The sequence below is a fragment of the Shewanella sp. MR-4 genome, assembly GCF_000014685.1.
Taxonomy (GTDB): domain Bacteria; phylum Pseudomonadota; class Gammaproteobacteria; order Enterobacterales; family Shewanellaceae; genus Shewanella.
On record NC_008321.1, the window covers coordinates 2,013,242 to 2,026,418 of the forward strand.

Annotated in this window: 8 protein-coding genes; all 8 read left to right on the top strand. The window is 47.2% G+C overall.

What is annotated here, in order from left to right; translation table 11 throughout:
- Positions 1-58: 58 nt before the first annotated feature.
- Positions 59-1,588 (top strand): AAA family ATPase, encoded by a 1,530-nt coding sequence (locus SHEWMR4_RS09000; protein WP_011622477.1) that lies wholly within the window; start codon positions 59-61, stop codon positions 1,586-1,588.
- Positions 1,581-3,164 carry a VWA domain-containing protein gene (locus SHEWMR4_RS09005; protein WP_011622478.1) on the top strand — a complete coding sequence of 528 codons (1,584 nt, stop codon included), beginning with the start codon at positions 1,581-1,583 and terminating at the stop codon, positions 3,162-3,164. Before SHEWMR4_RS09000 ends, SHEWMR4_RS09005 begins: the two co-directional genes overlap by 8 nt.
- Positions 3,165-3,177: 13 nt before the next feature.
- Complete coding sequence (locus SHEWMR4_RS09010; RefSeq protein WP_011622479.1) at positions 3,178-3,711, top strand: HEPN domain-containing protein; 534 nt, start codon at positions 3,178-3,180, stop codon at positions 3,709-3,711.
- Positions 3,712-4,015: 304 nt separating this feature from the next.
- Entirely contained in the window at positions 4,016-4,696 is a 681-nt protein-coding gene (locus SHEWMR4_RS09015) for a hypothetical protein (RefSeq protein WP_011622480.1), read from the top strand.
- A 114-nt stretch (positions 4,697-4,810) separates the two neighbouring features.
- Positions 4,811-5,560, top strand: coding sequence for a hypothetical protein (locus tag SHEWMR4_RS09020; protein WP_227499234.1), 750 nt, complete (start codon positions 4,811-4,813; stop codon positions 5,558-5,560).
- 4 nt (positions 5,561-5,564) lie between these two features.
- The gene (locus SHEWMR4_RS09025; protein WP_011622482.1) at positions 5,565-6,107 is read left to right on the top strand and encodes a BREX protein BrxB domain-containing protein; all 543 of its coding nucleotides are present in this window, start codon (positions 5,565-5,567) and stop codon (positions 6,105-6,107) included.
- A gap of 15 nt (positions 6,108-6,122) precedes the next feature.
- Complete coding sequence (gene brxC, locus SHEWMR4_RS09030; protein WP_011622483.1) at positions 6,123-9,596, top strand: BREX system P-loop protein BrxC; 3,474 nt, start codon at positions 6,123-6,125, stop codon at positions 9,594-9,596.
- A gap of 113 nt (positions 9,597-9,709) precedes the next feature.
- On the top strand, positions 9,710-13,174 hold the full coding sequence (locus SHEWMR4_RS09035; RefSeq protein ID WP_011622484.1) for an Eco57I restriction-modification methylase domain-containing protein: 3,465 nt from the start codon (positions 9,710-9,712) through the stop codon (positions 13,172-13,174).
- Positions 13,175-13,177: the final 3 nt, after the last annotated feature.

A 13,177-nucleotide genomic window follows, 5' to 3' on the forward strand; every position in this document is an offset into this window, starting at 1 on the left:
ACATGGGTTTGACCCTGAATTAAGCCAGGGATTGCAATTCAACATAAGGAGCTCCACTGTGACACAATTAACGGCAATACAACCACTCTCACGTAAAGATAAACTCTCACAGCTAATGGCTGAGATGAATGTTGGTCTGTTAGAGCGAAAAGAACAAATTAAGCTGATTTTACTAGCTGCGCTTGCTGGTGAGCATGTTTTGCTTGTAGGTCCTCCGGGCACCGCAAAGAGTGAACTGGCCAAACGGCTAAAAAATATCTTTGTTGAAGCGAGTTATTTTGAGCGTTTGTTGACACGTTTTTCTGTCCCAGAAGAAGTCTTTGGGCCTCTTTCTATTCGTGCATTAGAGGATGATAGGTATGTTCGTTTAACTAGTGGTTATCTACCTGATGCATCAGTAGCTTTTATTGATGAAATCTTTAAAGCAAACAGTGCCATTTTGAATAGTCTTTTAACCATATTAAACGAGCGAGAATTTGATAATGGTAATCGTCGATACAAGGTGCCCTTAATTTCGGTTATTGCTGCGAGTAACGAGTTACCTGAAGGTGAGGAGCTTTCTGCTTTATATGATCGCTTTATGTTACGTAGTTTTGTCGGTCCATTGTCTGATAGTTCATTTAGCGAATTATTGCAGCTTTCAGCTGAAAAATTTGAGCCTGAGCTGAATATCCGACTCAAGCTAGAAGATCTTACTGAGGTGCAGCAGTTAGCTGACAAGGTTACCCTGAGTTCTTCTGTGCTGGCATTGTGTAAAGAGTTTCGGGCCTATTTAAACCGAGAGAATATTTACGTTTCGGATAGACGTTGGCTCAAGTTGATAAAACTGATGAAGGTATCAGCATTCACCTCTGGATTGACGCAAGTGAGTAACTATGATGCATGGGTTTTACCTCATTGTCTGTGGAATAAGCCGGAGGAGTTTTCTGGGCTGCAAGAACTCTATAATCAAGCTGTAGCCATCAATGGTGATTTTACCGATGAACGTGCATCAAGTTTAGTGGCAACTTGGGAAGGACGATTAAAGGCTGATAAGTCACAACAAAAGCAGAAAGTAGACAACAAAGGTCGGCCACTGTTTATTAATGATAAAGGTAAGCAGACATTACAATCCTCTGGAGAAGTCCAAAAAACAAATGCTAAAGGTGAAGTTCTCTATTGGGATGACTATGACAATAAAGAGACAACTTCAAGTCGCGGGCGTTATAGCTCTTCATTAAATGCAATTATGATTAATCAAGCATTTAAACCCGTTATGGAATCAATTAGTTATTCTGAAGACCATATTAAGGGGCGTGTTGCTGGCGTAGAAGAAATTCTTGCGGTGATAAAAAACCACATCAACGCTTTAAGCAAACAGCGAGAAGATGCTAAGACAGTATTTGAAAGCCATCTTTGGTTAAATCCTGAACTGCTTTCTAAAGTGATTGCGAGTTTAGATAACGCCCTTGAATACAGCCATAAATTATCCAATCGTCTGGTAAAAGTGAAACAGGGTTTTGAAGCCTTGCCACGGGAACAAGAAGTTGATTTGTCGGACACTAGCATTTCAGTTGATGCAGTGTTAGAGGGTGAACTCTGTGAATGAACAAAAACCAACACAGCAGGCTCCTGCACTTAATATTTTAGCTGGTTTGGAGCGGCAGTTAGTTGATATTGATTTATTACCTGATTCGTTGGTGCCAGCTGTAGTTACCCTTCCAGGAGGCGATTTATCTACTCGCTGTATGACTATCGCATTATTGCGAAATCAGTTGTTGGCGGGAGAGTCATTGTCACAACCTTGCCCTTGGTTACCTGAGGCCGTTCAGCAAAACATTGTTAGTGTAATTAGCCGTTCAGGTGTTGCAACTTATTGTCAAAATAATCCGCAAGTCACCGATGCCTTGATACTGGATTTACTATCTGCTCTTGAAGGTGCTCAGACAAGAGCATTAATCCTTGCTCGGCAATTAGCTCAAATCAAATATAAGCAAGCGTTAGAAGTGCTGAAAGAAGAATTCGCTGTTACCCATATCAAAAGCAATTCAGCCAAACTTAAAAATTCACTTGTTCTTTCAGATGCAAAAAAACTTGAATGTCAGCTCCAGGCTGAATTAGAGGCCTGGTTGCAGTTAATTAATGCTAATGGACAACATCCATTTGCATTGCCATCAGTTTGGGCCGAAAGGTTGGAAGTCTGGCAAATACTTTCAGAGATTTTTGATGATTTAGGTGTGGTCACTGGTCTTGGTTGGGGCCTATCGAAAGGAATGCTGCAAAGCCATGGTTGGATGAACATGGTGCGATTACAGAAGCTCGTCGAGCAAATCCCACAATTGCGTGAAGTGATTGAAACCCTGGGGCGCATGAAAGATTGCGACGGTGAGCCCGTGATTGAAGAAATTATCTCTAAGATGAGCGTAACGAAAAAACGCGATAAAGAGATTTCTATGCCGCTTGTGCCAATGGAAACCAAGGGGATCACTCGTTCTGACTCAATTAGTCGAATGTTGCCTCAAGAAGCGGCTTTTTTGGGGCATCCAGTCCTTAAAAAACTTTGGCATGCCCGACGAGCTGAGCATGCATTGCTCAGTTATGCTGTTGAAGGCACGGACGTCATCACTGAAGAAGTTACATTTGAGCAAGAGGTTAAGGAAGAAAAAGCTGGCTTCAAAATAAATCGTAACCGTGGTCCCATGATTGTTTGTCTAGATACTTCTGGTTCCATGCAAGGAACACCAGAGAATGTTGCCAAGGCGCTGGTGTTGCAATGTATCAGTGTGGCTAAAACCGAAAAACGTGCTTGTTATGTTTACCTATTTGGTAGCAGGGGAGAAGTGACAGAAATGGAGCTGACACCCGATGCTGAGGGTTTAGAGCGGATGATACTTTTTCTGTCCATGTCATTCGGCGGCGGTACAGATGCAGAGGGACCACTTAATTTGGCTCTTGATCAAAGTGATAAAAATAAATGGCATCAAGCAGATATATTGCTCGTTAGCGATGGTGAATTTGCGGTGTCTTCTGGACTAACCCGTAAAATTAGTCATCGTAAGGATAATAGCGGATTGAGTATTCATGGGATTGTTATTGGGTCGAGTTTGTCGCCGATGGACAAGATCTGTGACCCGTTGCATCAGTTTTCAAGTTGGTTAGACCTGCAAAATAACGTATATCAGTGATAAGGGAGCATGTGTGACAAAAGCTAAAGATAATTTTGAAAAGGCAATTCAAGATGCTGAATGGATTTTAGAAGCCTATGACCATTTAAACAAAATTGAAGGTAGGGAAAGAGAACCTGAGGAGCTTAAGCGGGCTGCATTGATCATGACCTTAACCGCTTGGGAAACCTATGTCGAAGATGTCATTGAGGAAAAGTTGACAGCAGATTTGAGAACCCTGGCTGGCTCGAATGTTGGAAAATTTATTACATCGACACTGGAAAAAGAGCTTTGGTATTTCAATACGCCTAACTCCAAAAATACTAAGGGAATATTTGAGCGTTTTTTATACATAGATGTGACAGAGAAATGGACCTGGATTGATGGTGATATTGAGCAAGTTAAATCCAAACTAAACCAATGGATAAAAAAGCGAGGTGAAGCAGTTCATCGGTCTATTAATGACAAACAAGCGACTCATTTAGTAAGCCGGCCTGATATGAAAAAATGCCTGACTTTTTTTAAAAAGCTCGTAGAAACAACAGATTCAGCTATTGAATCAGCATAAAATGAGTAACTGTAAATGAGCAGGAAAAGGTCAAACCGTAATAGAACTAATTGCCAATTAATCAGTAAGTAACTAGTTACATTATTGGTTGTAAAAGCCTTGTCTTGCCATGCTACTTTAGCTCGAAAAATACTGCGAAAGTCAACTTGATTGTGATGAATATCAAAGTGCTTAAAGCTTTCGTGAAAAAATACTCATTGTAAGTATTCAATGCACTGATTTTATTGTTAAATGTTTTTACGGTCAGCCATACAGTGGATTGTGGCCCATTTAGGGCGAATAGACGTTAGGAAATCAAAGGGAAATGAAAAAAAAGAATGCAATTTTGATTTTAGAAGCTCCATGGGAGTTGTCTGAGTCAGACCAAAATACAGTCAGTGTTTTACCCTTTTTTCAAGGGCTGGAGCGATTGAGAGGGAATTTTGATCTGTTTCACTCTCACTTCTACGAAGCTAAAAGTTTTGAAATGGCGCTTGATAACCTCACAAGGGTACAATACGACCGCTGTTACGTGTATATAGCATGTCACGGAGCAGGTAAGCGCCTACATAACATGAATATGGCTAACGCGTTAAAGATTATCCAAACTAAAGCGAAACAAAATAATATCTTAGGTGTGGTCATCGGTTCGTGTTTGGTGGGCAATAATACTGACATCATGGGGGAATCAATGAAAAATTCTCCCATAGTTTGGAAGTTTGGTTACCGATGTGAAGTTAACTGGTTAGATGGCACCTTGATGGATCTCGAAGTCTTTGATGCCTTGTTAAAGGCGCGAGAGCCTGATTTCTCAGATGAAAACGCGCTACTGCGGCGTTTCCAATCCGCATTTAGACACTATGCCCCTCATGCAATTATTGGTAATCACCCTAATGGTGAAGGTTGCTCAATTGCTGATGGCATTTCTTTGGTGATCCAAGCCAGAGGGCAAGGTCATGTACCAATGGATTACAGTGAATGCCTATTTGATGATGATTGCGAGTAATTTGTACGAATATTTGTGAATAAGAGCAACCTGTTACAACAAACTGAGATACCATATGTCATCGTTTCTGTGTTCGCTGAAAAAGAGTAGTAATTAATGGAGCAACTACCGCATTTGACTCAAATTGGCTTCAAGTTTGGTAAAAATGGGGCGCATGCTGCCCGAAGCATGATGATCCAAGAGCTGACACAACTGTTGATGTCACTGCCCGAGCAGGCATCGTTGGATGAATACCGCGCGAATATTATCGATGCCAATCTTCTGCATAAATCGAGTGAGAACGCCCGTAAGCTTACTTTTCGACATATGGTCGATCTTTATGGTTTGTCGCCACAAGTTCCGCTTTTTAAAATATTTCGCCAGTTGTGGGATTTATCAGAGGAGTCTCAGCCGCTATTGGCATTGCAGTTAGCCGTTGCCAGAGATCCGCTATTAAGAGGTTCCGCCGAGGTCATTTTATCTCTAGAACCTGGAGAGATGCTCCATAGAGAAACCATGGAAGCGCACCTTGCCAAAGATGACCCGGACAGATTTAGTCCCGCTTCGTTAAAGTCCTTCTCGCAAAATTTAAACGGTACCTGGACTCAGGCGGGTTATCTGACTGGCAAGGCTAAAAAATACCGTAGCGAGCCTAAAGTCACCTATGTAAACCTGGTATTTGCCTTGGTTTTGGCCCATTACCACGAGCTTAGTGGTATAAGGCTTTTCAACAGTTTCTGGTGTAAGTTGCTCTTAAAGAGTCACGCAGATTTATACGAATTAGCTCATCGTGCGACGCTTAGAGGATTGATCCACTTTAAACAGGCAAGCGAAGTGATAGAAGTGTCATTTGCACCATTAAAACTTCCTGAATTCAAGGATTGAATCCATGTCCGACAGACTTACCAAATTACTTAACAGCTTTAGCAACCATATCAGTGTGCCCTGGAGTAACACTATCTCTGCCGAGGAAAAAGCCATTTTCGTGGTGTATGACAAGGCCGATGAACTCAAGCTTAGAGCTCGATTGACTGAATTTGAACAGGCCAGTATCGAGGCCCAACATCCATGGTTATTGCTCGATTTAACCAACGCCTTTGCCAACTGGATGGCCGAGCAGGATTACAAAGAAGGCTATTTTGAAGACCCTGAATACCTCGAAGGTAGCTACGACTACTTTGCTGATGAACTGGTGAAATTACTGAGCGCTGAAATTAACAACCAGCAAACGGCCGACACTGTCGTAGCGTTAATGGGATGCGGTGCGCTATTTGGCTTCCTGTCAGTATCTGCACTGGTCAAATCGCTGGCTGCGCAGGTGAATGGCCGCTTGGTGGTGTTTTTCCCCGGAGAATATCACGACAATAACTACAAATTACTTGATGCCAAGGATGGATGGGGCTATCAAGCCACCGCTATCACAGCCTTTTAACGAGGGACCGAAACAATGCTAAACCGCGATATATATCAGTTAGACCCACTGGAAAGCAAACTTGCCAACAACGGCGTGGCCGAAGTAAAAGACGACCTGTCTCAAGGCGCGCTCGAAACACTCGAGTATGAGCTTCGCACTTTTGTGTGTAGTGGTGCTTATGCCAAAGGGCTAGACGATATTCTCAGTACATTTCTACGTAACGTAAAAAGCAGCGGTGAACAGCCAGGGGTATGGATCTCAGGCTTCTTCGGTTCTGGTAAGTCACACCTGGCTAAAATGCTCAGAACGCTATGGACCAATCAAAAAATAAATGATGGCACCGATGCGCGCTCACTGGTTGATTTGCCGGACACTATAAGTCATCACTTTGACGAACTCTCAACATTAGGCGCCAAATTGGGTGGTTTACATGCCGCCTCCGGCACCTTAGGTGCGGGTGCTGATGATAAGGTGCGTTTGGCGTTATTGGCGGTTATTTTCAAATCGGTCAGATTATCAGAGCAATACCACCTGGCAAGATTTGAACTTTGGCTTAAGGCCGAAGGTATTCTGGCGCAGGTAAAGGCCTATATCGAGCAGCACGCCAAAGGTAAAGAAGGCGAAGATTTGTGGCAAAAAGAGCTGCGTAACCTTCACGTCTCGCCTGTGATGGCGAAGGCGTTACTGCATGCCATGCCATCTTTTGGCAGCGATGATAAAGAAGTGCGCGATATGCTGCGTGCCCAGTACAAGATTGTCGAGGATGTTTCAAACACTGAAATGGTGCAGGCGATAGTCGATGCCTTAGCCCCACATGGTGAAATGCCATTAACCCTAATCGTGCTCGATGAGGTGCAGCAATACATTGCCGACGACCCAGATAAAGCTTATTTGGTGCAAGAGGCCATCGAAACCTGCTGTAAAGCGGGTGTCTTCAAGTCGCGCTTGTTGTTTGTTGCTACCGGGCAAAGTGCCTTATCTGGCTTGCAAAACCTGCAGCGTCTGATGGGTCGCTTCCAGGTATCGGTCCAACTGGAAGACACCGATGTTGATGCCGTTATTCGCAAAGTGATCCTGCAGAAAAAGGAAACCGCCAGAGTCAGTATTGAGAGTGTGATTCAAGAAAACTTGGGTGAAATCAACCGCCATCTGCGCGGTTCTGTTATTGAATCCAATAAAGATGATGAGCAGTGGATGGTCGCCGACTATCCTCTGCTGCCAGTACGTCGCCGCTTTTGGGAGCGGGTATTACCAGCGCTAGACAAAACCGGTACTGGCTCACAGCTACGTAACCAGCTTCGAGTCGTACACGAGGCAACTAAGTTAACAGCACTTAAACCCTTGGGCAGTGTGGTGCCAGCCGATTTTATCTACGATCAAATTGCCATTAATCTGCTGCAAACTGGCGTGATTGGCAAAGACATCTACGAAAAAATAGGCCGCTTAAAAGCCGGTAATGACGATGAGCAGTTGCAAGGGCGTCTGCTGTCATTGATCTTGCTTATGAGCAAGTTGCCAGCCGATATCAACCATGGTATCGCCTCAACGGAAGCTTTTTTGGCAGACTTGCTGCTTGAACATTTAAGTGAAGGTAAGCACGAACTTCGTGCCCGGCTGCCAGGCTTACTCAGCCAGCTGGTGGAAGAGGGCGCATTACTGCCGATGAACAGCGCTGCTGGCGTTGAATATCGCCTGCAAACCGTCGAGAGTCAGAAATGGCATGACACCTTCAAGCAGCAGCAAAACGACCTGCGTGGTAACCCACAGTCGCTTGAGACTTTCCGCAGTCAGGAAATTCAGCATTATATTCGCAGACAATTGGCAGCAGCCAAAGTTAACCAGGGGACAGTGGCTGAAGGCCGTACTATCAATTTGTGTTTCGATGCGGATCTCCCAGCCGATGCCAATAAGCGACTGTATGCCCATGTGCTGGAATGCAGCGAGCGCCAATTTACCGATGCAGTGAGACGTGCCAGCGCCGACAATGCCACCTTATTTGTCCATGTGCCCAGCATTCGCCGCTCTGATCTATTAAGTGCCATTGTGGATTTTAAAGCCGCGGAGACCACCTTAGATGTGAGTGGCCTGCCAGCCACGGATGCTGGTAAAGATGCTAAAGCCGCCATGGAGCATCGTAAATATGAGGCCGAACGCACCAAAAAGCTTATTTTGAAAGAGATTTTTGACGGCATTATGGTGCAATTAGCCGGCGGCTCAGAGGTCATGGGGGAGACCCTTACCGAACAGTTTGAAAATGGCGGTAAAAAGGCCTGCGAGCGCCTTTACAACGAATTCAAACTGGTTGATGTCAAAGGTTGGGGTACAGTGTACGACCGTGCCAGTAAGTCGGCCGATGCCAATGCTCTTGCTGCCATTGGCTTTAATGACGAAGCCGACAAACACCCCGTGTGCATGGCCATTAAGCGCTTTATCGGTGTGATGAAAACCGGTGCCGAAATCCGCGATAACTTCCAAAATGCCCCTTATGGTTGGCCTAAAGACACTATCGACGGCGCCCTGTACGCCATGTTGGCTTCTGGGGTATTAAAGGCGACCGATGGCCAAGAAAAACCGCTCGATGCCAAAAGCCTTGAGCGCGCCAAAGTCGGCCAAACTAAATTCCGCCCCGAAACAGTCAGCCTAAGTACGGTGCAAATCCTCAAGGTGCGCAGTTTGATCAATGCCATTGGGGTGAGTTGTACTAACGGTGAAGAACAGTCCAAGCTAAGCCAGGCGATAGCCCAGGCTAAGCAAATTGCCCGTAAGGCCGGTGGCGATGCGCCACTGCCACTGCCGCCAGCAACCCCGCACTTGAATGAGATTGAAGTCTTGTCAGGCAATGCGCAATTGCTTGCCGCCTACCAATCACAGCCCATTATTCTGCAAGAGTTGGAACAATGGAAAGCGCAGGCAGATAAAGTCAGTGCTCGTCTTTACCTATGGGACGAGTTCAAGGCTGCACTCAAGCACTGTCAAGGGTTAGCGGGATACGATGCCCTTGATAGTGAAAAACGTGCCATCGAGCAAAATCGCAGTCTCTTGGCTGAGCCTAACCCCATAGAACCACTGCTAAAACAGGCCATTGAAGCGATTCGCCTAGCCATCATGAAGAAGTATCAAGACTTCCAGGATGAATATCAAACCTGCCTGCAAGAGCTTGAGCAAGACGCCATTTGGGCGCAGCTTTCAAGCTCTCAGCAAAGCGAGCTGTTAACCAAGCACCATTTGGATAACCTCGAGATGCAGCCGCTTTCCGGCAACGACAGAGTGATCGACAGCATCGAAAACACCTCGCTCACCCAATGGAGCGATAAAACCTCCGCCTTGGCTGGCCGCTTTAGTCGAGTACGGCAAGAGGCGGTAGACAGGTTAGTGCCAAAGGCCAAGCAGGTGCAGCTGTCCAAGGTGGTGATTAACACCGAAGCTGAGCTCGATGCCTGGCTTAAGCAGGTGCGGGCCGATGTCATGGCGGCGCTTAACGATAATCGCCCAGCGTCGTTAAAGTAGCGCTTGTAAAGCACCCTTAACAAGAGCCTTAAAAAAAGCCGCGTTAATATCAGCCTTGCCCAAGTTGGGCAAGGCTCACTCAAATGACAGTTAGATGAGATAGAGAACCTCTTATGCGTCAAGCCCTGGATAAAACCCTAAGAAGCCTGCTTGAAAAATCCGTTGTCCGTGCCCGAGAGCTGACTGAGATTGCCGCACTCGAGGCCTTAACCCGCTTAGGCGTTGGTTTAGGCGAGGCGCCAATCTACCTAAAAGAAGATGAGCGAGCGCTGCGTAACCGCCTGCGCGCCCATGCCCGCCAGCTCGGGGATAGGTTGCACAGCAATAGTAAGCAAGACATAGCGCACTTAAGCGCCGAAATGGCGTATGAGCATTGGCATCGCATGTTATTTGCCCGATTTTTAGAACAAAACCAGCTGCTCATGTATGACCAATACACCGCCGTTACCCTGGCCGAGTGTCAGGAGCTGGCTGCCGATGAAGGCGTAAAAGATGGCTGGCAGCTCGCTGGAGTATTGGCCGAGCGGATGTTGCCGCAGATATTTCGCACCGACTCGCCGGTGTTTGCCTTACCGCTCGCCATTGATAGGGTGCGCGAGCTGGAAGACCTCATTCTCACCCTGCCAACGGCGGTGTTCACGGCTCAGGATAGCCTCGGCTGGTGTTATCAGTTTTGGCAAAGCAAGCGTAAAGAAGAGGTGAATGCCGCCGGTGTCCCCATTGGCGCCGATGAGCTAAGTCCGGTCACTCAGCTCTTTACCGAGCCCTATATGGTGAGCTTTTTGCTGGATAACAGTCTGGGCGTCTGGTGGGCGAAAAAACGCTTAACCGATGCCGACCTGCGTAGCGCCAGCGACGAGGCGACTTTGCGCCGCGCCGCCGCTATTAATGGCGTACCGCTGGAGTACCTGCGCTTTGTGAAAACCAAGGATAGCCAAGGCGAGCTGTGGCAAGCCGCAGGCGGCTGGTTTGACACCTGGCCTGAGGATATCGCTGCGCTTAAAACCCTCGACCCCTGCTGTGGCTCCGGCCACTTTTTGGTCGCGCTGTTTTTGATGTTGGTGCCGATGCGCATTGAGCTTGAAGGCTGTGATGCCAAAACCGCCATCGACCTTGTGCTACGGCAAAACCTCCACGGCTTGGAGCTCGATAGCCGCTGCGTCGAAATCGCCGCCTTTGCCCTGGCGCTCGAAGCCTGGCGCTACCCTAACGCCGGAGGTTATCGCACGCTGCCAGCACTTAACTTGGCCTGCTCGGGTCTCGATGTCAGTGCCCTTAGCAGCGAATGGCAAGCTCTGGCCAAACAGCGCCCTGAGATCAGCGACGCCTTAGGCTGGTTTGCCCGCACCTTTAACGACGCGCCCGTGCTCGGCAGCCTCATCGATGTTAATAGTGCTTACTACCACGGGAAAAAAGAGGGTGAGCCAGCGCCCTGGCAACGCTTGCTGGATGCGCAGGCCGGTATGCAAAACCTAGGTGACGAAGCCCAATCCGCCCAAGTCACCGCCCAGGGCCTGGCGATGGCGGCTAAGCTGCTTGCCAATCAATACACCCTGGTAGCCACCAACGTACCGTATCTTGCTCGCGGTAAGCAGTGCGACACCCTAAAAGATTTCTGTGAAAACTATTACCCTGAAGCTAAGCCCGATTTAGCGACCGTGTTTCTTGAGCGTTGCCTCGAGTTCAGCCCCAAAGGTGGCAGCTCAACCATAGTGCTGCCACAAAACTGGCTGTTTCTCACCAGCTATAAAAAGTTCCGTGAAAAACTGCTTACCCAAGACAGCTGGAACCTGGTAGCGCGCCTGGGGCCAAGAGCCTTTGAAACCATCTCTGGTGAGGTTGTGCAAGCCATTCTAATCACCCTCAGCAAGGGCGCGGCCGCCCAAGGTGCCTTGCTCCATGGCCTGGATGTCTCCGCCCCCAAAACCGCCGCCGACAAAGCTGCACAACTGCTGATTGAGCCGCTGAAAAGCGTGGAGCAAGCCAAGCAGTTGGAGAATCCTGATGCAAGATTATCTCTAGATATAAGCTTGGAGTTGGAGTTACTAGGAGCTAATGCCCAAACGGGTACAGGAATTCAAACTTTCGACTCTCCAAGATTTTTAAGCCCATTTTGGGAACGCTTTAAAATAGAGAAAAATTACATTGTGTGCCAAACAACGGTAGTTAATTCAACTTTGTTTGGTGGATTATCTCAATGTTTAAAGTGGGAGGGTGGTGAAGGTGACCTTGCCCACATGATGAGTGAGAAGGAGATTTTAGAAAATTACAAAAGTGGTATTTGGAGAGCTTGGTCGAGATTTGTCGGGAGAGATGGCATTTGTGTCAGCTTAATGCGTCATTTGCCAGTTGCTAGGTATTTTGGCCTTTCATTTGATAACAATACAGGTGTTATTATTCCGTCAAATAAATCTGATTTACCTGCAATCTGGGCTTATTGTTCTTCTGAGGTATTTAATACTGAATTAAGAAAGATAGACCAGAAGCTTAATGTTACTAATGCCACTCTCGTAAAAGTACCATTTGACATCAAATATTGGTCTAAAGTCGCCGAAGAACAATATCCCAAAGGCCTCCCTAAGCCCTACAGCAATGACCCGATTCAATGGATCTTCCATGGTCATCCTTGCGGCTCTGTGGTCTGGGATGAAGACAAAAAGTGGACTGTGGTTGCGGAAAAGCGCACCGACGAGACTGTGCTGCAGGTCGCCGTTGCTCGCTTGCTGGGTTACCGCTGGCCTGCCGAGCTTGATGACACCATGGATCTGGCCGATGAAATGCGCACCTGGGTCGATAAGTGTGATGACTTGTTAGCGCTGCAAGATGACGATGGCATTGTGTGTTTGCCTGCTATTCGCGGTGAAAAGGCGGCAGCCAATCGCTTAGAGGCCATGCTGCAGGCAGCCTTCGAGGAGGATTGGTCGGCTTCGGTGCTCACGAATCTCCTTGCCAGTGTCGGCAGCAAGAACCTAGAGACCTGGCTTAGGGATAAGTTTTTTGAGCAGCACTGCAAACTCTTCCAGCATCGCCCGTTTATTTGGCAGATTTGGGATGGCCTTAACGACGGCTTCTCGGTGCTGGTGAACTACCATAAGCTCGACTACAAAGGCCTGGAGCGGCTGATTTACACCTACCTTGGTGAGTGGATCCGCACCCAAGAGCACGGCGTAAAAGAGGGCATTGATGGCGCCGACAGCCGTTTGATGGCCGCCAAAAACTTAAAAGATACCCTCGAAGCCATTCTCGAAGGTGAGGCCATTAGCGGAAAAAGCGGCTTGGATATCTTTGTGCGCTGGAAACCGCTGCACGAACAGCCCATAGGCTGGCACCCTGACTTAAACGACGGTGTGCGCCTGAATATCCGCCCCTTTATGCAAGCGCCAGACATAGGTAAAAAAGGCGCCGGTATTTTGCGCGCCAAGCCCAATATCAACTGGAATAAAGACCGTGGCACCGATGTCGAATCCGCACCTTGGTATCACTTAGGTTTGCAGTATGGTGAGAAAGAAGGTGCGCGTATTAACGACCACCATATCAGCCTGGCAGATAAACAGGCGGCTAGGGACAAGCAGGAGTAACAG